Source organism: Halomonas bluephagenesis, from assembly GCF_054790765.1.
In genome coordinates, this window is record NZ_CP133631.1 from 2,702,359 (window position 1) to 2,725,319 (window position 22,961).

Consider the following 22,961-nt stretch of genomic DNA (forward strand, 5'->3'; position numbering starts at 1 on the left):
TCAGGGGCAGTAGGTTAAGCAGTACGCTTCTCTAGTCTGGCATAAAAAAAGCCATCATGACTGCTTTGCGCGGGAAACAGTTGGCGACCTTGGCCGCTTGGTTCGCCCCAAGCCACGTCGTTTGGTGTTGTGACCTTTGCATCTGGCGTGCGGGCCAGAAATGCATCGATTTGTTCAGCGTTTTCTTCGGGCAGCACCGAGCAGGTGGCGTATAACAATGTGCCACCAGGACGAAGTAGTGACCAAAGGTTATCCAGCAGTTGGCGCTGTAGTTTGGCGAGCTGGCGAATATCCTCTTTACGGCGCAATTTTTTAATATCGGGATGGCGACGAATAACGCCCGTGCCTGAGCAGGGGGCGTCGAGCAAAATAGCGTCAAAAGACGTGCCATTCCACCAGTCTTGCTGAGTAGCATCAGCGTGCTGCAGCTCTGCCGTTAAGCCTAGTCGGTTCAATGTGTCGTCTACGCGGCCTAGGCGCTGGTTGTCGCTATCAATCGCCGTCAGAGCAACATCGAACTGCTCTAGTAGGTGAGCTGTTTTACCGCCAGGTGCACAGCAAGCATCGAGTACATGAGCACCTGGTCGGGGGGCTAATGCGGGGCCTAGCAGTGCGGCGGAGAGCTGAGCTGCTTCATCTTGAACGCTGACATGACCTTCTTCAAAGCCGGGAAGTATGGTGACATCACAGGGCGCATCCAAAGTAATGCCATCCGGCGCATGCAGACAAAGATGCCCACTTAACCCCTGTTCAGTGAGCTGTTGTAAATAGGCTTCACGATCGTTGTGGCGCTGATTAACTCTCAGCGTCATGGGGCCTGGCTCATTGTTGGCTTCGGCAATGGCGCGCCACTGCTCAGGCCAAGCGCTGTGCAAGGCATTGAGCAGCCAGGGTGGGTGCTCCAAAGCAACGCTCTCGTCGCGGTCGACGGCGGCTTGCAGCTCGTCAGATTCACGTTGGAGACGGCGCAGGCAACCGTTTAGCACTCGGGTAGCCCACTCTTTGCCTAGCAGACGAGCAGCACCAGCGGTTTCGCCAACCGCTGCGTGGGCCGGAATACGCATATACAACAATTGGTAAATACCCACGAGTAGCAGGGCGTGGATATCGCTATCGCGTTTTTTAAAAGGCTGTTTCAGCAGCGAGTTAGCTAACGCTTCCAAGCGCGGTAAGCGTCGGCAAGTACCGTAACAGAGCTCTTTTAACAGGCTGCGATCGCGAGCAATGACACTGTGCTCATCTAGCCCGGCTAGCGAGCCTTGATCGGTCAATATAGGCACTAGCGCACGGGCGGCTGCGGCGCGAACTTCCTGGCCGCTGCCGCCTTTAGGTGGGCGATTCTGGCTCATTCACTAACTCCTTGATGAGCGGCGGCGTGCCCAAGGCGTGCGCCGACGGTAAGCGGGGTTTGACGGGCGTTAAGCAGGTCGCGCACGGCCATCGCTTTACCACCAGGTAACTGAGCGTGGCTAACGCACAGTACTTCTTGGCCTTTCTCACCACAGGCAATGCGCAGGTGATCCTCGCCATGTTTTAGTAGCGTACCGGGCGGAGAGGGCGGTTGTTCACCTGATTCAACACTGGCCATTAATAAACGTAGGCGGTCATCGCCAAGCGTGCACCAAGCGACTGGCCAGGGGTTAAAAGCACGGATTTTGCGCGCCAGCTGTTCAGCAGGCTGGTGAAAGTCGAGCTCGGCTTCCGCCTTGCTGAGCTTAGCAGCGTAGGTGACGCCCTCGTCAGGCTGCATCGTTGCTTCTAAATCGTTGCTGTCTAGCGCATCCAGCACGTTAACCAGTGCATTCGCCCCTTGAATAGCCAGCCGGTCATGTAAGTCACCGCCCGTGGTGTGGGAAGTGATCGGCGTGCGAACTTCATACAGCATCTCTCCGGTATCCAGGCCTGCATCCATTTGCATAATGGTAACGCCTGATGCGCTATCACCGGCTTCAATGGCGCGCTGGATGGGGGCAGCACCTCGCCAGCGTGGCAGCAGGGGTGCGTGCACGTTGATGCAGCCTAAGCGGGGAATGTCGAGCACGGCCTGTGGTAGTAAGAGCCCGTAAGCAACCACGACCATCACGTCGGCATTCAGCGCTGCCAGTTCCGCTTGGGCATCAGTATCTTTTAAACTGACAGGTTGGTAGACCGGTAGCCCGTGCTCAAGAGCAAGCTGCTTGACGGGGCTGGGGGTGAGTTTGCGCCCGCGGCCTGCTGGGCGGTCAGGTTGAGTATATACCGCCACCACCTGATGCTGACTTTCGAGCACGGCAGCAAGGCTTGAGGCGGCGAAATCAGGCGTGCCAGCAAAAACAACGCGCAACTGTGACATGGTGATAGCTACCTAGCATTGAAGGGGTAAAGTAATCGTGCCGTGGGTGAAACAAATAAAGGCCGAGAAGCAACGCTACAGAACACAGAATTAATATTCCGTGCGCTTGCAACGTGTCAGCTCGGCCAGTCATGCCAGCAATCACACACGGCGTAGGTCGGTTTACGCGTCGTGTAATAGCTTGTGGCGTTTCTGCATCTTTTTCATCACTCGGTCACGCTTCAGGGGTGACAAATAGTCAACAAAAAGCACGCCTTCCAGATGGTCATACTCATGCTGAATGCAGTGGGCTAATAAGCCATCGGCTTCCAGCTCGTAAGGCTCACCACTACGATCTAGCGCGTTCAGCGTTACTTTTAAATAACGCGGCACTTCAGCGTAGTATTCAGGAATCGATAGGCAGCCTTCAGAAAGGGGCTCTTTTTCGTCACCAATCGGCTCGTAGCGCGGGTTAATAAGCACCAGCGGCTGCGAGTTATCGTCGCTGACATCCATCACCACGACGCGACTATGAACGTCGACTTGCGTCGCAGCAAGGCCGATACCGCGCGCGTCGTACATGGTCTCCAACATATCGTCGACGAGCTGGCGGACCTCATCGTCAACGGTTTCCACCGGTGCAGCCTTGGTGCGCAGGCGCTCGTCGGGGAATTCGAGAATAGGAAGTTTGGCCATGGCGTTACAATCACCGTTATGCTGAGTCTTTAATATGAGCAGGCCTTGCCGTCTGTGTTGGCAGGCCTAAGTGCTTTACTATCGGCCACTATATCATGCTGTAAGCGTTCCTGGGCACGCACAACGCCATGCAGCTCCCCTCAACGGCTTCACCAATAACTGGCAAGGGAGAACAGGATGGTGGTGAAAAGGATCGTGGCGAAAAAGCCTCTCTATTATAGCCTGTCGTTAGCATGTTTGACGCTCATGACGGCAGGTGCGTTCGCGTGGGAATCACCGCAACGGGTGGGGAAGCTTTCACCCCAGATGCGCGCTGTTCCTCAGCAAGAAGCAATGGCACCGCTTCCGGTGGATACGGTTCAGGCATTTTTACGTGAACACCGAATCATCGAGCCAGACGTGCCCTCACGGGAACTGGCCTACGTGGTCGGTGGTGAGAATCAACGATTGATGAGTGGCGCGGGCGATACGCTGTATGTGCGCGGCAAACTACCGCCCAGAGCGCGTTTAGGCATTTATCGGCCGGGCGAGCATTACGTTTCTGCTGATGGTACACCGCTGGGTATGGAGTTAATCAGTATTGGCGAAGCGCGCCAGCTCAGCAGTGAGGGAGACATTGCTCGCTTAGAAGTACTCAGTGCTTACCAGGAAGTGCGTAATAACGATATTTTGCTGCCGCTTGATCCTCAGTTGTTTGAATCTCAGTCGTTAGAAAATAGCGTTCAGCCTCGTTTACCGTTGAACGATGTCGCTGGCCAGATTGTTGCGGTGCCTGGCGGAGTGCGCTTTATTGGACGTTTACAAATGGTTGCACTGGATGTCGGTACTCAGGACGGTTTGCAGCCCGGTCATGTGTTGCGCGTTGGGCAGCAGGGGGAGCTCGTTAATGACCCACGTACCCAAGAGCTTCTGCAACTACCCGCCACCGATGCTGGAAGGGTTATGGTCGTTAAGCCGTATAACCTGATGAGCTATGCCCTGGTGATGCAGGCATCGAGTGTTTTAGCCGTTGGCGACACGGTACGCACGCCGACGCACTAAACGCCACACAGCTAATAGGGGATACGTATGGATGCCAAGGAGTGGCTAGTGGTGAATGAGCTGCCGGGTATGGGAGCGCTTCGCACGGCAGCGTTGGCCGCCAAGCAACCGCAATGGCCACATGGTTGGCTTGCGGGGTTGCCTAGTAACGCTGCTAGTGCACTACGGCTTTGGCTAGCGCAGCCAGAGCGCAGCCCGCTGCAGCAGGCAATCGATCATACCTTCGCTTGGTTAGAGGCCGCGCCTAATCGACATTTGCTCCACCGTAACCATCCGGCATGGCCAGAGCTACTCGATCAACTGCCAGATCCGCCTGTAGTGCTATGGGCGCAAGGTGATCTCAGCGCATTGGATGGCCCAAAACTGGCCATGGTTGGTACTCGACGTCCCACTTCGGAAGGCAGCGGTAATGCTCAGGCGTTTGCCCGAGAGTTGGCCAATCGCGGCTGGTGTATTGTCAGCGGTATGGCGCTAGGGGTTGATGGCGTTGCACAGCGCGCAGCGTTAGCGTCAGGGGGCCGGTCGATTGCTGTACTTGGCTGTGGCATAGATGTCATTTACCCGCCACGTCACCGTGATCTACATGAGCAACTAAGTACCGTAGCAGGAGGCTTGTTATTATCGGAGCATCCACCGGGAACCGTTGCTCGGCCAGCCTTCTTTCCTCGACGGAATCGAGTTGTGACCGGTCTTTCATTAGGTACGTTAGTGGTCGAAGCGACTGAGAAGAGCGGCTCATTGGTCAGTGCACGATTAGCCCTTGAGCAAGACCGTGAGCTGTTTGCATTGCCCGGCTCACTACATAACGTACAGGCTCGCGGTTGCCTGCAGCTAATACGTAGCGGTGCGACGTTGGTGCGTCATGTAGACGATATTTTAGAAGAACTGCAGCACTGGGCTGAACGCTATATGCCAACCAGCCCAAGCGTTATCGCTGACAACGCAAGCCTCGATTTGCCCATTATCGATAACGAAGCGCCCAAGGACGATGTGTTAAGCACTTTGGGCGCAACGCCAACGCCAATTGATGTATTGGTTCAGAGCGTGGGCATCACGGTCAGCGAATGCCAACAACGGTTATTGATGCTGGAGCTTGATGGCAAAGTGGCGCAGCAGGCGGGCGGCTGGGTGCGCTTGACGCGGCCATGGTAGGATGTATGTAACCGTTTTTCATCTACTGAGGCTGTATCAAACCCAGATGATGAAGGGCCGCGTTTGTGACGAGGAGCATCTATGAAATCGGCTGTTGACGTTAAAGAGGCGGTACGTGCACTGAAAGAAGGGGGCGTTATCGCCTGCCCCACTGAAGCAGTGTGGGGGCTGAGCTGTGACCCAGATAACGACGAAGCGTTAGCGCATTTGATGCGTATGAAAGAGCGCGCCCCCGCCAAAGGCGTCATTCTTGTCGCTGCGAGTATTCAGCAATTTCAGCCCTGGCTAAACCAACTGCCGCTTGAGCTGCATGCACCTTTAGCGGCCAGTTGGCCTGGCCCCAACACATGGCTAGTGCCCGACAATGGCCGTAGCCATGGCTTAGTACGCGGCGCTCACCAGAGTGTGGCACTACGAGTGACTGACCACCCTCTAATGAAGGCGCTTTGCGAGGCCTTTGATGGCCCATTAGTTTCCACTTCAGCTAATCGTGCGGGCGACCCTCCTGCCATGAGTGCTGAAGAAGTCGCGTCCATTTTCGGCGATGAAATAGCCGCGATTGTCGCGGGTGAGCTTGGGGGAAATGCAAAGCCCAGCACCATTAAAGACTTGGTGACTGGCAAAATAATGCGTTCTTAACCCAGCGTCTCAAACGGCCTCTGCCATTCACTATTCACCAATCACACTTATCCTCGACCCCTTTGGAGTTACTGTGGCTCACGAGCACCTAGATGACGTTAAACATTACCTTCTGGACCTGCAGGAACGGTTGTGCGCAGGGCTTGCCGCTGCTGACGGAAAAGCGGCGTTTAAAGAAGATAGCTGGCAGCGTGAAGAAGGCGGTGGCGGTCGTTCAAGAGTCATTGAAGAAGGCGCTGTTTTCGAGAAGGGCGGTGTTAACTTCTCCCATGTTTACGGTGCTCAACTGCCTCCCTCGGCGACGGCTGCACGGCCGGAACTTGCCGGACGCAGCTTTCATGCGGTCGGTGTGTCCTGGGTGCTCCATCCTGAAAATCCTAATGTGCCGACAAGTCACGGAAACGTGCGCTTTTTTATCGCTGAAAAACAGGGTGAAGCACCGGTATGGTGGTTTGGTGGCGGCTTTGATCTAACGCCTTACTACCCTGTGTTTGAAGATGTTGTGCACTGGCATCGGGTAGCCCAGGCTGCCTGCGTGCCATTTGGCGAAGAGGTCTACCCGCGCTACAAAGCTTGGTGCGATGAGTACTTCTATCTTAAACATCGTGAAGAAACCCGAGGTGTTGGTGGGCTATTTTTCGATGATTTAAATGAAGGCGGTTTCGACGACTGTTTTGCTTTCCAACGTGCGGTGGGCGACAGCTTTCTGGATGCCTACGTACCGATTGTGCAGCGCCGTAAAGATGATGCATGGGGTGAAAAAGAGCGTGATTTTCAGCTCTATCGTCGCGGCCGCTATGTTGAATTTAATCTAGTCTGGGATAGGGGCACTCTGTTTGGCCTGCAAAGCGGCGGGCGCACCGAATCCATCTTAATGTCTATGCCGCCGCTGGCCCGTTGGGAGTACGCATTTACACCGCCCGCAGGTAGCCGAGAGGCTAAATTGCACGAGTACTTGGTACCACGCGATTGGCTAGCCGAAGCCACCCAGTTGGGTAAAGCGTAAGGAGCTTATATGACCGACCGTTACTGTGTCTTTGGTAACCCAATTAAGCACTCTAAGTCGCCGTTAATTCACGAAGAGTTTGCTAACCAAACCCAGCAATCCATGACCTATACCGCCGAACTTGCACCGGTGGAGGGCTTTTCCAGCGCTTGGCGAGAATTTGTGGCAACGGGTGGCCGCGGGGCAAACGTCACCGTACCGTTTAAGGGCGATGCCTTTGCGTTGTGCGATACCTTGAGCCACCGCGCCAAGCGTGCTCAGGCGGTGAATACGCTGATTGTCGGCGGCAACGGCCGCACCTACGGTGACACCACTGATGGCATTGGGCTGGTACGTGACCTCGGGTACCACCGCGTCCCCATCCAGGATAAGCGCGTGCTGGTGATTGGCGCAGGCGGTGCGGTGCGTGGCGTGCTTGAACCGCTGCTTGCTGAGCAACCCCGTGATGTGGTTATCGTCAATCGAACGGCGGAGAAAGCCGCCCAATTGGCAGAAGCGTTTGCCGATTTAGGCACCCTTCAGGGCGGCGGATTTGACTCGTTAGAAGGCCAGTTTGATCTAGTGATCAATGGCACTAGCGCCAGTCTTTCTGGGGATTTGCCGCCGTTACCGGATAACCTATTTAACCAAGGCGCTTGGGCCTACGACATGATGTATGGCTCGGAACCTACGGTGTTTTTACAGTGGGCAGGGCCACGCGGCGCTAAGCTGCTCGATGGTCTGGGTATGCTGGTAGAACAAGCCGCCGAATCCTTTTTCTTGTGGCGTAACGTGAGGCCCGAAACTGCTTCGGTGCGCACACTATTAAGGCAATCTTTGAACGTCGCCAGCGACTAGCTAACTTTCGAACGTTCGACAAAGAAAAGGCAGCCATCGCGGCTGCCTTTTTGCGGTTTTATTTAAGTAATTGATATTGAATGATGAATATATTTATACGGCTTTAAGCTAAGGCCAGCCTAAGAATACTAATTAGTGGTGTTGAGTGGAGCGCTGGTGCAGGCAGCACCGATTGGGCAGCGCTGGACATGCTGGGTGCGGAAGGTCATTCACGCTAGGGTAGTGTGGCTCACTGGCGCTGTGGGGGCTGCTCAATGCGGGCCGAAAGGGGGTTAAGATCAGCGGCAGGTGACTGATGCTCAGCCGACGCAGGGTCTCGCGGAGCAGGGCATCAGGCTCGGGGCGATCTCCAGGTTGAGGCCGGGCGCGCTGAGACCGTGCAGGTGGCCGCTGCTGTAGGCATGCCTAAGTTTAGTGTGATTGAGTCATAGTGAATAGCGCCGATTGTGATTGCCACGCTACCGCCAAGGAGAACAGCACATGCCTTCCCTGGTGGATGGAGCAACATCTGTGTTGCAGTTATTGGTTGAGTTCAGGATTCATATGGTCACATATAGTAATCCACTACCATCGAAGTCAGTGCGGCAAAATATAGATTAACGAAAACCATTATTTTCCAAAATCCATCATCCTTTGGCACTCCCATAACTTGTGGATATAAAAATAAGATTATCATCCATACGGCAAAATATTCCCTATACAGTAGTAAGCTAGTCCATAAAAAAGCACAAAAAAAACAAACTGATATCAATATTTTTGCAGGTATTTTAGTTCCCATGAAATGTTGCCTCAAGAACTCGGTAGACAACTTCTTCGCATTCCACATGAGGATTTTCTTTGATTAGATCCTCCACTGCTACGGACACATCACCATATAAAGCGGTAGGGCCCAAGCCGGTAAGTGTCCCCATGAAAGCTCTCCCAGCCATGAATCCTTCACCGCAGTAATCCTTTACTCTGGAGTTTGCCTCTTCCCGCACAAAGTCATTTGAAGCATACAGCCTAGCTGCCTCATCAATTGTATTACCCCTTGGCCGCAGAAACTGAGTGCAACACCTGAGCATTTCGCTAAGGTGTTGTCCCATGTCTTACCTCGAACTCAGTATTGAAGAACGTGCCAGCATCCAAGTGGGTCAAGCCCAAGGGATGAGCCTTCGGCATATTGCCCAGCTCCTGGGGCGAGCTCCTTCAACCATCTCTCGTGAAATACGCCGTAACCAAATGGCCCAGAACGGTTACTGCGCCCGGTACGCCCAACGTCAGCGAGAAAAGCGTCGAGAGGTCTGTCGTCCTGCGCGTAAGCTTTTGCCAGGCACCGAGCGGTTTGATCTCATCGTGCATATGTTGCGGCGACGCTTGTCTCCCGAACAAATTAGCGGCAAGCTCAAGACGATGAAACTACCTGATTTGCGCGATGCCTACGTCTGCCGAGAGACCATCTACACGGCCATTTATGCCTTGCCTGTTGGCCACCTTCGCAAGGAACTGATTCACTGCTTGCGACAAGGTAAAACCACACGCAAGCCTCGCCGTGGCGAAGTGGATCGACGTGGCCAGATCCCTGACATGGTCAGCATTCACTTACGTCCGCCCGAGGTCAGTAAGCGTGAAATGCCCGGCCACTGGGAAGGCGATCTGATCAAAGGTAAGAATAACGCGTCCGCGGTAGGCACCTTGGTAGAGCTTAGTAGTGGCTATCTGATCCTCGCAAAAATGGACGACGCCACCGCCACCTCCGCCGTAGCAGGCTTTAGTGCTGCTCTGAATCGAATGCCGACCACCGCTCGAAAAAGCATGACCTATGATCAGGGGCGTGAAATGGCACAACATGCAAAAATCACTCAAGAAACCGGCGTTGCGATTTACTTTTGCGATCCCCATAGCCCCTGGCAACGTGGGGCCAATGAGAATATCAATGGCCTTATCCGTCAATATTTACCGAAAGGAACGGACCTTTCAGTACATAGCCAGGAAGAGCTGGACGCCATTGCCTTTGAGCTGAATATGCGACCTCGAAAACGCTTTGGATTTAAATGTCCGATAGAAGTGATGAGCGAGCTGATGGCCAAGTACCATGAAAGCCCATCAACCATCCAATGAGTGTGTTGCACTCAGAGTCTGCATCCGCCCCCTCTATCGTTACTCGCTTCATCTCCTCTCTACCTAACAGTCTCGCATTTCTAGATAGAGTTCTGAGGAAATTAACATTTCCACCTATAACAGATGCAACTCCCTGCCCAAAGCCAATTAAGTGATTACTACTGGCGCTACAGCTCTTAGTTGCTGATTCAGTTTGTTCCACAGATCTGGAAATGCGATTTGACTGTGAATACGGGCCTCCGCCTAATCCATAATGCCCACCGCTCAACCCCAGCGGATCCACCATCCCCCTCTGGTTCGTCACATACCCATACAAATTCGTGCCGCCGTTGAAGCCGATGGGATCCTGGCTGATATAACGCCCCTGCTTGGGGTCGTAGTAGCGGTGTCGGTTGTAGTGCAGGCCACTCTCTTCGTCGTGCCTTCTGGCCCAGTGACCGAGATAGGATGACCGCAGTCATTGCGTTCGATCTGCCAGCGCTGATCGTCGGGGCCGTTGAGGCTCATCGGCTGTCCCAGGGCATCTCGTTCGATGGTCTAGCGGCTACCGTCTGGGGTGGTCTGGCGTTTGCTGACCACATTGGGAAGAGGCATTGTTTAAATGTTGCCTTTCTATGTACGCATCACTACATAGCTACTCCAACACATACACATGGCCATCAATACTGCCAAAGTACAAACGTCCATCGACTACTGCGGGCGAGGAGGCAATACCTGCCTCCGTTTCATAACGCCATTTCAACTCACCAGTGTAGCGGTCAACAGCATACATATAATGATCATAACTACCGAAGTACACCGTGTCCCCTGCAATAGAGGCCGCTCCTCCGACCAGATCGTCTGTTTCAAAACGCCAAATCAATTCTCCATTTTCAACATCCATAGCATTCATATAGCCATGAGTATCTTGCCCGCCCCCGTCATCACCGAAAAATGCAATACGGTCAGCCAGGCTAACCGAAGACATACTAGATGAGTTAATGGGGAATATGGCTTCTTCCTGTCCATTATGCCTGTTTAATTTAACAAGCTGCCTACCTTCTAAATTCCTAGTCAGTGCATAAACACAACAATCTTTTAGAGCAGGCGTACTGAAGAGGGATTCTTTACTGTTTGGAGGGACATATTTCCAATGAGGCACACCATCACTAAGAGACAAAGAATATATTGTCTGTGAGTCATCTTGAAAATAAAGCACCTCATCATAAATTAGAAGTTGCCTGCTTACTCCTGAAATAGGATGCCGCCACCTCTCTTCCCCAGTACTTAAGTCTAAAGAAAAAAGATGATTAGAGGACGCAAGATACACCCTTTCATTGTATATGGCAGGAGACTCCATTCCCGTAATATCATCTGCTTCAAACTTCCAGAGTTCTTCGCCTGAAAGCCGATCAATTGCTATCAAGTATCCTCCATCACCACGATTAAAGTGATACCCAACTAGAAGCAGATCCTCATTTAATGTGATTTGAAAGCTTGGCTGCCCCCCTAAATTTTTTTCCCACAGTACCGAGCCATCTTCCTTATCAACGGCGTAAACGCCTCCTTCAAAACTGACAAAGTACACCGAACTGTCGTACACCAAGGGGGTGCTAAAAACCGCGGAACCAGCATCAAATTTCCATACGAGTTCCGGGCTTTCTTCTGGCCCCAGATCCTCATAAACTCCCGTTCGTTCTAGATTGGCTTGAAACATCACAGAGTCAGCCATACCGAGAGCAGGTATTAGTATCATCACTACAGCACTAGCGGTGAAAGCGAAGGAAAACACGCTTAAAGATTTTTGTTTCATTTAACTCACCTAACTTTTTATATCCACATTATCTGCTGCGGGGTGTTGGAATATCTAAATCAGCAGGATTGGGCATCGCACAGCCTGTAAATATTCCGTTTAGGCCATCATTAATAGATGTGTGGCGGGCAGCGTCTCGTTGAGTCAATTCCCCAACCCTATCGTTATACTCTTCTGCAACGTCTTCTTGGCAGGGGTTAAACTTACCTTCGTTGACATTCTCTTTAGTGCCAAAAATACGTCGGTTTCTTTTTTCTTGGCGGCATAGTTCTAGATCAATAGCTCTAGACTGTCTGGCCGCATCCATTTCTTCCTCCAAGATGTCCGGTAGTTGATCTCGACTATTGTTTAAAGCAACATCCTGGCCAATGCACCAGCCTACATTTCTGACTTTTTCTGCAGTTTGTGCGGCTGTCACAATGGCTCTTGGATTCAACCCCAGCGGATCTACCATGCCCGTCGGGTTGGTGACGTACCCATACAAGTTCGTCCCGCCATTGAGACCGATGGGATCCTGGCTGATGTATCTTCCTTGCTCGGGGTCGTAGTAGCGGTGGCGGTTGTAGTAGAGCCCGCTTTCTTCATCGTGCCATTGGCCTTGGAAGCGGATCGGTTGGGTGACGCCGCGTACGGCGCGTTGGTTGGTGACGGCGGCCCAGTCATCGGGCTCGGCCAGCCAACGGGGTTGGCCGTTGGGGCTGAGCAGTTGCAGCGGGGTGCCGAGGGCGTCAGTGATGTAGGCGCTTACCTGTTTTTCCTCGTTCGCTCCGGCTGTGCCGTTGTTGTGTGAGACGCGTTGGTCAATTCTGAGCATCGGCACAAAGCTGCCGGGTTCGTAGACCACCGTGGTGCGTTGGTTGCTGGTCTCTTCTCGTACGATGCGGTCGCCGCCCCAGCCGTAGTGGGTGGGGGCGGTGGTGCCATCGGTGTGGCTCACGGTTTTGTTGATGCGCCGCCCCAGGCCGTCGTAGCGGTAGCTGGCGTGGCGGGTATAGCCCAGTTTGCTGATGTGGGTCAGTTGCACCAGTCGGTTGGCGCCGTCGTAACCCAAGGTGAGGCGCTCGCCGTCGGGGTGTTCGCGATGGATCAGATTGCCTGCGCCGTCGTAGCGGTAGCGGGTGCCGTTAAGCTGGGCGAGCTGGTTGGTGGCATTAGGTGTGGAGCTGCTCGCGGCACTGCGGTTACCGGCGGCATCCACCGGGTAGCGGTGGGCATCGTGGCCGTGCTGGCTGCCGATTAAGCGCCCGGCCTTGTCGTAGTTATACGCAATGGTCGGGCTGGTTTGGCCTTGCCCTTGTGAATGCTGCTGGGTGCGGAAGGTCATTCTGCCCAGGGCGTCGTATTGGTAGTGTTGCTCACCGGCGCTGTGGGGGCTGCGCAATGCGAGGTGATCCACCTGGCCCGTGGCGGGATAGCCACGCTCTAAGATCAGCGGCTGGGTGTGATCGCCGGTACTAACGCCGGTACTGAGGCTCAGGCGGCGCTGGGTCTCGCGGTGCAGGGCATTGGGTTCGAGGGCGATCTCCAGGTGTAGGTCGGGGGCGCTGAGACCGTGCAGGTGGCCGCTGCCGTAGGTGTGTTTGAGTCTGATGTGGGTCATGGTGGAAGCTACACAGCCACGCTACCGCCAAGGAAAGTAGCCAGTGGCTTCCTTGGCGGTAGCTGGGAAAATGCCCTTGTTGTGGTTCCACTGTAAGCCCAGGGGCTAAGCATGATACCTACCACTTAGTAGCATTAAAAAAGTCACTAACATTGCAAGTGAAGCAAGGATTATGCAGACTTTTAAATATGCGCCATATCTCTCATGGAAGTTCCAGTGCGCTGTAATTATCAATAGAATCCCAATAATTAAATATAAAATAGCTAAACCTTTGTTTACATAAACAACCTGTGATAAAGAATTAAATTTTATAGAAAGCCACAGCCAGTGAAAAAACCTTTCAAAGCCAAAGTAGCAATATAGAGTTAAAGTAAAAAAGGCAAGTAAACGAAAAAAATCCATGTCAATTATTTCCCGTCACTTTAATACGGCCATATCTTATTAGTTGCTCTTTTCGAGAGCTAAATGGATTGCGGCTTTTTGAATTAACTGCTACCGAATCTGTAGCTGTGGAAAGCACGGCTTTCCTCACTTCTAACCAATTACTAGAATCTTTTGCTGCAATACAACCAATAGTCATGCCTGGCCTATGAAGTCGAAATAGATCTCTACCCGATTCTTCATGGATGTCATCCCCATAATTTGAATCCCGAGGTTCTAAGCGAAAAAAATCTGGGTCGGGATGTTCAAGAATATCATATTCTCCATTGGGTATAGGCTCACCATAAGGAACACCTCCAGATCGAAATACTCCTCTTGTTTCTACCCCAGTATTACTATCAATCAACATTAAATCGCCAGTAGAAACATCAAAGGTACCAACAACTTCCAACCCCAGCGGATCCACCATGCCCGTCGGGTTGGTGACGTAGCCATACAAGTTTGTGCCGCCCCTTAACCCAATCGGATCCTGGCTGATATAGCGCCCCTGCTCGGGGTCGTAGTAGCGGTGGCGGTTGTAGTACAGCCCGCTTTCCTCATCGTGCCATTGGCCCTGGAAGCGGATCGGTTGGGTGACGCCGCGTACGGCACGTTGGCTTTTAACTGCGGCCCAGTCGTCGGGCTCTGCGAGCCAGCGGGGCTGGCCGTTGGGGCTGAGCAGTTGCAGCGGGGTGCCCAGGGCGTCGGTGATATAGGCGCTGAGTTGCGTGTCTTGGTTGCCTTGCGGGTCTTGGGTTTCATCAATGCGTAGCATGGGAACAAAACTGCCCGGTTCGTAGACCACCGTGGTGCGTTGGTGGTTGGTCTCTTCCCGTACGATGCGGTCGCCGTCCCAGCCGTAGTGGGTGGTGGCGGTGGTGCCATCGGTGTGGCTCACGGTTTTGTTGATGCGGCGGCCCAGGGCGTCGTAGCGGTAGCTGGCGTGGCGGGTATAGCCCAGTTTGCTGATGTGGGTCAGTTGCACCAGCCGGTTGGCGCCGTCGTAACCCAAGGTGAGGCGCTCGCCGTCGGGGTGTTCGCGATGGATCAGATTGCCTGCGCCGTCGTAGCGGTAGCGGGTGCCGTTAAGCTGGGCGAGCTGGTTGGTGGCATTAGGTGTGGAGCTGCTCGCGGCACTGCGGTTACCGGCGGCATCCACCGGGTAGCGGTGGGCATCGTGGCCGTGCTGGCTGCCGATTAAGCGCCCGGCCTTGTCGTAGTTATACGCAATGGTCGGGCTGGTTTGGCCTTGCCCTTGTGAATGCTGCTGGGTGCGGAAGGTCATTCTGCCCAGGGCGTCGTATTGGTAGTGTTGCTCACCGGCGCTGTGGGGGCTGCGCAATGCGAGGTGATCCACCTGGCCCGTGGCGGTATAGCCACGCTCTAAGATCAGCGGCTGGGTGTGATCGCCGGTACTAACGCCGGTACTGAGGCTCAGGCGGCGCTGGGTCTCGCGGTGCAGGGCATCGGGTTCGAGGGCGATCTCCAGGTGGAGGTCGGGGGCGCTGAGACCGTGCAGGTGGCCGCTGCCGTAGGTGTGCCAGTTAAGGGCCGGTAACTCGCCGAACTGGCTGGCCTGGGGCGCGCCGGTAGCAGTGAGTGTGTGCTGGTGTTGCCAGCTCCACGCCGTGTGTTCGTTGGTGGCGCCTTCGAGGCTGGCATGGCGTTGCTGTTCGCCGATCATCCGTTGGGCGTGGTCGTAGCGGAACGTGACTTCGCTGTGGTCGTTGGTGACGCTGTCCAGTTGCCCATGGGTGCCCAGTGGTAGTGTTCACTGCTGGCGGGGGCGTGCTCGGTGGCGGGCAAGTGGCGGGTGATAAGACGCCCGGCGTTATCGTAGTCGTACCGCGTCACTAGTGGCTGGCCGTCAGGGCCGGGGCGGTTGGCTTCCACTCGCTCGATCAGTTGCCCGGCGTCGTCGTAGCGGTACTGCTGTTCCCGGCCATCGGGGCCGGTCTCGCTGGCGAGACGGTCCATGGTGTCATAGGTAAAGCGGTACACCGCGCCGTTGCCCAGAGTGAGTTCACTGAGTCGCCCAGCGTCATCGTAGGCGGTGTGCTGCTGACTGCCGTCGGCCTCGATGCGCTGCACCGGACGGCCGTGGTCATCATAGAAGATCTGTTGCCGGAACCCGTGGGGCCCTTCCAACTCGACCAGCCGCCCTTGAGGGTCCACATGGTGGTGCCAGTAATGTCCGTCGGGGAGTTGGGTGGCGACTCGCTGGCCGCGTTCGTCGTGCTGGGTGCGAGTCGTCTCGTTCAGGGCGTTGGTGACACTGGCCAGATAGCCGTGGCGGTCGTAGGTGACGGTGGTACGTTGCTGGGAGCAGTCGGTCTGGGCGGTGATTTGGCCCAGGGCGTTGTACTCGCGCTGGTGGGTGGCCCCAACCGCATCCGTCAGCGTGGTGGGCCGGTCAGGAAGTGACGCGTTCTCATAGGCGAAGGCGGTGGTGCCTTCTGGCCCAGTGACAGAGATAGGATGACCACGGTCATTGCGTTTGATCTGCCAGCGCTGATCGTCGGGGCCGTCGAGGCGCATCGGCTGTCCCAGGGCATCCCGTTCGATGGTCCAGCGGCTGCCATCCGGGGTGGTCTGGCCGACCACCTGGCCGTGGTCGTCGCGCTCGATCAGCGTCTCACGCCCTAGCGAATCAATCGTGGCCACCTTACGCCCGGCACGGTCGTAGCGGAACTCGATGCGTGAGCCGTCGGCGCGGGTGTGGGCTGTCCAGCGTTTGCCGGGGCCGCTGCCCACAAAGTGGAAGCGCTCTTCGCGGCCCAGGCTGTCGGTGACCAGGGTGTGATCCACCTCGTAGCGGTACGACCGCGCCAGGCCGCCGGCTTCCTGTTGACCGATCACGCGGCCATCCGGGGCATGACGATCCCAGGTGTAGTGGGCTTCTATCCCCCGGGGACGCGATGAGCCGTCAACATATGGGTGTCCCACTCGAACTCGCGCATCACCTCACCGTGGCGGTGGCGCACGGCGATCAGGTCGCCCACGGCACTGAAGGAGTAGCGTACCAACCAGTCATCCGTGGCGCTGCCGTCGTGATCTTGAACCAGCTTGACGACGGTTAAGCGGTAACGAATCAAGTTGAATCCCAGCAACTAATTAAGATCAAGAGGCAAAGTTAACGTCGCTTTTTCTTGTTCTTTTCTCCTTTTTTTCTCTGTAATTCATTAAGCCCGTTACCAGCACTATCTATAAGCACTATAAACGTAGTCACCACAGCGAAAACTGCTGATATACGACTAGTATTCGCCAATATTCCCCATAATGCACCCTCTAAAAAATCGTTGGGTCCAAACACGAGAGCCCCCCCCCTCAAAAAGCAAATCACAAAAGACCATATGCGTATTTTATTTATTAAGGGCATGCTTTTAGTCTCCTGGCTTTTCACGCACGGTTGTAGTGGTTTTACAATGTTGAATGCCACCTGCCATGCCATAGCTTGGTCCAAACCAGCCACTTGCTCCTGCAATGGAGTTACTTCCGACATCAATCGACCCACCACCCCCCTTCATAGCTCCCGCACGCACAAAAGCCCCCCAAGTTTCAGACACTCCGTTTTCAAGAGGCCCAGAGCTAACCCCGATATTTCCTCCAGTGCCTGCCCCTCTAAAAATCCCCAAACCATACTGCTGACACTCAGTTACTACTGTGGCGATATTTCCTTCAGAATCAAACTTAAGCCCAGTTGATACTGTTTGTCCGAATACACCGCCAAACGTTTCAGCCGCGACGTTCGGTTCCACGCTTGTAACAAGCTCCTCGCTCTTCCTTCTCACCGTATTCGATTGACTATAAGGCCCACCTCCAAGCCCATAAACACCACTGAGGCCGAGTGGATCGACTTCCATAATCGGCGACGCCGCATATTGGTAGAGGTTATCTCCGCCATTGAGACCAATCGGATCCTGGCTGATGTATCGGCCTTGCTGTGGGTCGTAGTAACGGTGGCGGTTGTAGTACAGGCCGCTTTCTTCGTCGTGCCATTGGCCTTGGAAGCGGATCGGTTGGGTGACGCCGCGCACGGCGCGTTGTTTTGTGACCGCCGCCCAGTCGTCGGGCTCGGCGAGCCAACGGGGTTGGCCGTTGGGGCTGAGTAGTTGTAACGGGGTGCCCAGGGCGTCAGTGATATAGGCGCTGAGTTGCGTGTTTTGGTTGCCTTGCGGGCCTTGGGTTTCATCAATGCGTAGCATGGGCACAAAACTGCCCGGCTCGTAGACCACCGTGGTGCGTTGGTTGCTGGTATCTTCATGGACGATGCGGTCGCCGTCCCAGCCGTAGTGGGTGGTAGCGGTGGTGCCATCGGTGTGGCTCACGGTTTTGCTAATGCGCCGCCCCAGACCGTCGTAGCGGTAGCTGGCGTGGGTAGTGCTACCGCGCTGAGTGGTTCGGGTTAACGTCACTAGCCGATTGGCGCCGTCGTAACCCAAGGTGAGGCGCTCGCCGTCGGGGTGTTCGCGATGGATCAGATTGCCTGCGCCGTCGTAGCGGTAGCGGGTGCCGTTAAGCTGGGCGAGCTGGTTGGTGGCATTAGGTGTGGAGCTGCTCGCGGCACTGCGGTTCCCGGCGGCATCCACCGGGTAGCGGTGGGCATCGTGGCCGTGCTGGCTGCCGATTAAGCGCCCGGCCTTGTCGTAGTTATACGCAATGGTCGGGCTGGTTTGGCCTTGCCCTTGTGAATGCTGCTGGGTGCGGAAGGTCATTCTGCCCAGGGCGTCGTATTGGTAGTGTTGCTCACCGGCGCTGTGGGGGCTGCGCAATGCGAGGTGATCCACCTGGCCCGTGGCGGTATAGCCACGCTCTAAGATCAGCGGCTGGGTGTGATCGCCGGTACTAACGCCGGTACTGAGGCTCAGGCGGCGCTGGGTCTCGCGGTGCAGGGCATCGGGTTCGAGGGCGATCTCCAGGTGGAGGTCGGGGGCGCTGAGACCGTGCAGGTGGCCGCTGCCGTAGGTGTGCCAGTTAAGGGCCGGTAACTCGCCGAACTGGCTGGCCTGGGGCGCGCCGGTAGCAGTGAGTGTGTGCTGGTGTTGCCAGCTCCACGCCGTGTGTTCGTTGGTGGCGCCTTCGAGGCTGGCATGGCGTTGCTGTTCGCCGATCATCCGTTGGGCGTGGTCGTAGCGGAACGTGACTTCGCTGTGGTCGTTGGTGACGCTGTCCAGTTGCCCATGGGTGCCCCAGTGGTAGTGTTCACTGCTGGCGGGGGCGTGCTCGGTGGCGGGCAAGTGGCGGGTGATAAGACGCCCGGCGTTATCGTAGTCGTACCGCGTCACTAGTGGCTGGCCGTCAGGGCCGGGGCGGTTGGCTTCCACTCGCTCGATCAGTTGCCCGGCGTCGTCGTAGCGGTACTGCTGTTCCCGGCCATCGGGGCCGGTCTCGCTGGCGAGACGGTCCATGGTGTCATAGGTAAAGCGGTACACCGCGCCGTTGCCCAGAGTGAGTTCACTGAGTCGCCCAGCGTCATCGTAGGCGGTGTGCTGCTGACTGCCGTCGGCCTCGATGCGCTGCACCGGACGGCCGTGGTCATCATAGAAGATCTGTTGCCGGAACCCGTGGGGCCCTTCCAACTCGACCAGCCGCCCTTGAGGGTCCACATGGTGGTGCCAGTAATGTCCGTCGGGGAGTTGGGTGGCGACTCGCTGGCCGCGTTCGTCGTGCTGGGTGCGAGTCGTCTCGTTCAGGGCGTTGGTGACACTGGCCAGATAGCCGTGGCGGTCGTAGGTGACGGTGGTACGTTGCTGGGAGCAGTCGGTCTGGGCGGTGATTTGGCCCAGGGCGTTGTACTCGCGCTGGTGGGTGGCCCCAACCGCATCCGTCAGCGTGGTGGGCCGGTCAGGAAGTGACGCGTTCTCATAGGCGAAGGCGGTGGTGCCTTCTGGCCCAGTGACAGAGATAGGATGACCACGGTCATTGCGTTTGATCTGCCAGCGCTGATCGTCGGGGCCGTCGAGGCGCATCGGCTGTCCCAGGGCATCCCGTTCGATGGTCCAGCGGCTGCCATCCGGGGTGGTCTGGCCGACCACCTGGCCGTGGTCGTCGCGCTCGATCAGCGTCTCACGCCCTAGCGAATCAATCGTGGCCACCTTACGCCCGGCACGGTCGTAGCGGAACTCGATGCGTGAGCCGTCGGCGCGGGTGTGGGCTGTCCAGCGTTTGCCGGGGCCGCTGCCCACAAAGTGGAAGCGCTCTTCGCGGCCCAGGCTGTCGGTGACCAGGGTGTGATCCACCTCGTAGCGGTACGACCGCGCCAGGCCGCCGGCTTCCTGTTGACCGATCACGCGGCCATCCGGGGCATGACGATCCCAGGTGTAGTGGGCTTCTATCCCCCGGGGACGCGATGAGCCGTCAACATATGGGTGTCCCACTCGAACTCGCGCATCACCTCACCGTGGCGGTGGCGCACGGCGATCAAGTCACCGACGGAGTTAAACGAGTAACGGACTAACCAGTCGTCCTGGGCGCTGCCGTCGTGGTCCTGGATCAGCTTGACGCCGGTTAAGCGCAGCCCAGCGTCATCAGGCTGGGCGGGAAGGACACGGTCATAGACCAACTGATAGTGACGCTGGGCACTGTCGATCACCCGTACCAGCAGGTCTGCTTCCCAGTGGTACTGGGTGGTATAGCCGTTGCGGTCGCGCTCTTCAATCAGCGGCCAGCGGGCGGTGTCGGTGTCGGTTGTTTCCTCCTGCTCTACGGTGGAAGGTGCAAACACATAATAGAGGCCGCTGGCATCGCTGAGCACAATATGCTCAGGATCACTTCGCAGCGTTTCGTCTAACGCTTGCCAGCGAGACGCGTTGCTCTCTTCATCGACTGAGGCACCCCCACGGCGTATCCATAGCTGCTCGGTGGGCGAGTGGCGCGCCTGACCGGGGGCCAGTGAGCCAAAGGTAATCTCGCGCCCCTGTGCGTCGTGGATAATACAAGCATCCGCGTTGAGGGTGATCGACAGACTCTCCCCAGGCAACGACCAGCCTTGGCCAAGCGCGCCGATGTGCGCATTGCTGGAGAGGTAGCCGCGGCTAAACACCCAGGGCCGTGGCGCCGGTAGCGCAAAATCGGTCTCGGCGGGCAGCAGCTTGGCGCCGAGCAGCGGGTTGACCGGGCTGCCCACCGCAGGCTCGCAGGCGCTGCACTGGTCGGCCAGACCATCGGCGATGTCGATATCCTCCATCGCGAGCGGCGTGGCGGCGATAATATCGCTGACCAGCAGCGGGGTTTGGTGCGGTTCTAGGGTGACGTACTCACTGGCTTCCGAGGCGGCTTCACCCGGTAACCGCGGCAGCACAATGGCGTGGCCGCGGCCACGACCGGGGCTGCCGCCGGAGTTGATCTTGACCATGGCGCCGACGATGGTCACGCCGCCGCTGTCCAGCTTGATAAAGCTGCCGCCCGCGTTAAGGGTAATTTCATTGCCCGCATCCAACACGATCTGGCTGCCCGCTTTGTGGTGCAGTTCACGGCCTGCCTCGACCAACTGCGCCTCGCCGTAGTGTTCATGGCGGGTGTCATCGACCTGGAGGTGATCATCGCCTTTGATCAGGGCGTGGCGTTTGCCGTGTACCGTCAGGTGATCATCGTGGTGGATCTCGCTGAGGCGGTCGTGGTGAACGGTGAGGTGGCTATGTCGGCGGATTTCTTCGGTGCGGTCGTTGAGGGTCAGCAATTCCAGGTCTTTTTGGGCGTGGAGCCAGATCTGCTCTTGATCGGTTTTGTCGTCAAAGCGCAGTTCGTTAAAGCCACTGTGGTGCTCTGGGTGCGCAATACGTACGGGTTTTGTTCCGGCAGGGTAGGGGCCGTTCACGCGTGGTAGGTGCGGCCAGTAACCAGTGGTTGATCCGGGTCGCCTTCTAAAAACGAGACAATAACCTCATGGCCGATCCGCGGTATTGCCATGCTGCCATAGCCGCCGCCTGCCCAGCCTTGGGCAACCCGTACCCAGCAACTGGCGGTCTCGTTGGGTTCGGCGTAGCGGTCCCAGGGAAATTGCACTTTAACGCGGCCATGTTCGTCGCAGTAGATCTCTTCGCCCTCTGGCCCGACCACGAACGCCACCTGAGGGCCATCGACTCGGGGCTTGGGGGCGGGCGTCGGGCGAAAGGGTTGATCCCGCGGCATGATTACCACCTCGTTGTGGTAGCGGGTCATGCCGTCACCCCCTGCGGCATCTTCTTCCAGGGCCTGGGGCTGTTCCCCGTAGTGCACCACCGAGACCACTTGCCATTCCTGGTTCAGCTTTCCGTGTCGTGCTCGGTGAGGGTAAAGCACAGGCCGGGGGCCAGTTCAGGTAAGTCACTCTCCGCTCGGCGGTGGTAGCATCAGCGCGCAGCGCTTCCAGGCGGTGGCGGGTAAACGGCTTGCCGGAGGCGTCTTTTTTATAGCGCCCTGGGTAATCGAAGTGTTCGTAATCCTCCCGCTGGGCATGTGCTTCCAGGTCGCGAGCCTCATGCTGGTGCGCTGTGCATAGGCGGGGTTCTTAAAGCTGTAATCCTTGAGCGTGCCGAGGCAGGGCGTACACGCTGACCTGACGCAGCTTGCGCAGGTGGCGCTGGGGCGGTGTACCGCCCGCACGGCCGTGGTAGGTGCGCTCGCCGACGTTGGGCAGAATCGAGGCATCGCAAACACCAAACGGTGTTGACCGCCATCCGCATTCTCAAACTCGTGAAAGTAGAAATAACCCTCTTCGGCAGCTAAGCGCTCAATAAAGGCCAGATCGGTCTCGCGGTACTGAACCAGAAACTCACGCTCGGCGGGCTCACGGAAGGCAGACACGCCCATATCGGTAAGCCCACGCTCGTTGGCCAGGGTGGTGATGGCATCAAACGGCGCGATGTCTTGAAAGATACGCGAGTTGTGACGCAGCGACAGCCGCCACAGGGCGGGGCGAATCTCGACACGATAAAAGCTGCGGCGGTGACCGCGATCACCGCGATGAAACTCACTGACGATGCCATGCACGCGGCGCAGCGGCTCGCCATCCTGCCAGATCGTCAGCGTGGCATTCTGATCCAAACAATCAGAGGGCGACAGGTCATGGGTACGGCTGGCAAATTCCACCGAGAGCAAAAACGGCGCTGATAGCGCCTCGCGGTGTGTAAAACGCACCACGGCTGTGTCCCTCGCTCCGGGTAGCGAGAGGGTGAATTGTAGGCCCGTTCCCTGTGCCATCGTGCCGCTCCTTGGATCATTACTGAAAAAGTCAGAATCGTCCAAAGTAGCGTGTTAAGCACAAACTGCAATCGCTAAAGGTGCTTTTAAACAACCGTTTACGGTCTTGTAGGTAATGGCTTACAAGGTGTAGGAGATCTCTTACAACCTAGGGTTAGTTAATAAGATAGTGCTTAATAATGGAGGA

At 56.4% G+C, this 22,961-nt stretch carries 18 protein-coding genes and 1 pseudogene; 6 read left to right on the forward strand and 13 right to left on the reverse strand.

Annotation, left to right across the window (positions count from 1 at the left end; genetic code table 11):
* Positions 1-14: 14 nt before the first annotated feature.
* The 3 genes from rsmB to def all read right to left on the reverse strand — a co-directional run bounded on the left by rsmB (position 15) and on the right by def (position 3,007).
* Positions 15-1,349: a 16S rRNA (cytosine(967)-C(5))-methyltransferase RsmB gene (rsmB, locus tag REH51_RS12165; RefSeq protein ID WP_009724251.1), complete on the reverse strand. Its 1,335-nt coding sequence runs from the start codon at positions 1,347-1,349 to the stop codon at positions 15-17.
* Positions 1,346-2,332: a methionyl-tRNA formyltransferase gene (fmt, locus tag REH51_RS12170; RefSeq protein WP_498935885.1), complete on the reverse strand. Its 987-nt coding sequence runs from the start codon at positions 2,330-2,332 to the stop codon at positions 1,346-1,348. Before fmt ends, rsmB begins: the two co-directional genes overlap by 4 nt.
* A 162-nt stretch (positions 2,333-2,494) precedes the next feature.
* Positions 2,495-3,007, reverse strand: a complete 513-nt coding sequence (gene def / locus REH51_RS12175) for a peptide deformylase (RefSeq protein WP_009724253.1) — start codon at positions 3,005-3,007, stop codon at positions 2,495-2,497.
* Between the two features lie 177 nt (positions 3,008-3,184).
* Between def and REH51_RS12180 the strand changes: the two genes are divergently transcribed.
* From REH51_RS12180 to REH51_RS12205, 6 genes are all read left to right on the forward strand, one after another.
* Positions 3,185-4,048 (forward strand): peptidoglycan-binding protein, encoded by an 864-nt coding sequence (locus REH51_RS12180; protein ID WP_498935887.1) that lies wholly within the window; start codon positions 3,185-3,187, stop codon positions 4,046-4,048.
* Between the two features lie 27 nt (positions 4,049-4,075).
* Positions 4,076-5,200, forward strand: a complete 1,125-nt coding sequence (gene dprA, locus REH51_RS12185; protein WP_009724255.1) for a DNA-processing protein DprA — start codon at positions 4,076-4,078, stop codon at positions 5,198-5,200.
* Positions 5,201-5,281: 81 nt separating this feature from the next.
* The gene (gene tsaC / locus REH51_RS12190; RefSeq protein ID WP_498935889.1) at positions 5,282-5,839 is read left to right on the forward strand and encodes an L-threonylcarbamoyladenylate synthase type 1 TsaC; all 558 of its coding nucleotides are present in this window, start codon (positions 5,282-5,284) and stop codon (positions 5,837-5,839) included.
* A gap of 73 nt (positions 5,840-5,912) precedes the next feature.
* Positions 5,913-6,845, forward strand: coding sequence for an oxygen-dependent coproporphyrinogen oxidase (gene hemF, locus REH51_RS12195; protein WP_009724257.1), 933 nt, complete (start codon positions 5,913-5,915; stop codon positions 6,843-6,845).
* Positions 6,846-6,854: 9 nt separating this feature from the next.
* Positions 6,855-7,682, forward strand: a complete 828-nt coding sequence (gene aroE, locus REH51_RS12200; RefSeq protein WP_009724258.1) for a shikimate dehydrogenase — start codon at positions 6,855-6,857, stop codon at positions 7,680-7,682.
* A 1,083-nt stretch (positions 7,683-8,765) separates the two neighbouring features.
* The gene (locus tag REH51_RS12205; RefSeq protein WP_234667734.1) at positions 8,766-9,782 is read left to right on the forward strand and encodes an IS30 family transposase; all 1,017 of its coding nucleotides are present in this window, start codon (positions 8,766-8,768) and stop codon (positions 9,780-9,782) included.
* Here the strand turns inward: REH51_RS12205 and REH51_RS12210 are convergent.
* From REH51_RS12210 to tssI (REH51_RS12255), 10 genes and pseudogenes are all read right to left on the reverse strand, one after another.
* Positions 9,712-10,239, reverse strand: a complete 528-nt coding sequence (locus REH51_RS12210; protein WP_498937751.1) for an RHS repeat-associated core domain-containing protein — start codon at positions 10,237-10,239, stop codon at positions 9,712-9,714. The genes REH51_RS12205 and REH51_RS12210 overlap by 71 nt on opposite strands.
* 177 nt (positions 10,240-10,416) lie before the next feature.
* Positions 10,417-11,574, reverse strand: a complete 1,158-nt coding sequence (locus REH51_RS12215) for an outer membrane protein assembly factor BamB family protein (RefSeq protein WP_009724261.1) — start codon at positions 11,572-11,574, stop codon at positions 10,417-10,419.
* A 28-nt stretch (positions 11,575-11,602) separates the two neighbouring features.
* A complete protein-coding gene (locus REH51_RS12220; RefSeq protein WP_498935892.1) occupies positions 11,603-13,174 on the reverse strand; it encodes an RHS repeat-associated core domain-containing protein in 1,572 nt (523 codons plus the stop codon).
* Between the two features lie 403 nt (positions 13,175-13,577).
* Positions 13,578-15,278 carry an RHS repeat-associated core domain-containing protein gene (locus REH51_RS12225; protein WP_498935894.1) on the reverse strand — a complete coding sequence of 567 codons (1,701 nt, stop codon included), beginning with the start codon at positions 15,276-15,278 and terminating at the stop codon, positions 13,578-13,580.
* A complete protein-coding gene (locus tag REH51_RS12230) occupies positions 15,275-16,258 on the reverse strand; it encodes a hypothetical protein (RefSeq protein ID WP_498935896.1) in 984 nt (327 codons plus the stop codon). The genes REH51_RS12225 and REH51_RS12230 overlap by 4 nt, the downstream gene beginning before the upstream one ends.
* A 236-nt stretch (positions 16,259-16,494) precedes the next feature.
* Positions 16,495-16,689 (reverse strand): hypothetical protein, encoded by a 195-nt coding sequence (locus REH51_RS12235; protein WP_498935897.1) that lies wholly within the window; start codon positions 16,687-16,689, stop codon positions 16,495-16,497.
* 288 nt (positions 16,690-16,977) lie between these two features.
* Positions 16,978-19,971: an RHS repeat-associated core domain-containing protein gene (locus tag REH51_RS12240; protein WP_498935899.1), complete on the reverse strand. Its 2,994-nt coding sequence runs from the start codon at positions 19,969-19,971 to the stop codon at positions 16,978-16,980.
* Positions 19,926-21,410 carry a bacteriophage T4 gp5 trimerization domain-containing protein gene (locus REH51_RS12245; protein WP_498935901.1) on the reverse strand — a complete coding sequence of 495 codons (1,485 nt, stop codon included), beginning with the start codon at positions 21,408-21,410 and terminating at the stop codon, positions 19,926-19,928. The genes REH51_RS12240 and REH51_RS12245 overlap by 46 nt, the downstream gene beginning before the upstream one ends.
* Positions 21,407-21,823, reverse strand: a complete 417-nt coding sequence (gene tssI / locus REH51_RS12250) for a type VI secretion system tip protein TssI/VgrG (RefSeq protein ID WP_498935903.1) — start codon at positions 21,821-21,823, stop codon at positions 21,407-21,409. The genes REH51_RS12245 and tssI (REH51_RS12250) overlap by 4 nt, the downstream gene beginning before the upstream one ends.
* Positions 21,759-22,774 (reverse strand): annotated as a pseudogene (gene tssI, locus REH51_RS12255) (type VI secretion system tip protein TssI/VgrG). Before tssI (REH51_RS12255) ends, tssI (REH51_RS12250) begins: the two are co-directional and overlap by 65 nt.
* Positions 22,775-22,961 lie beyond the last annotated feature (187 nt).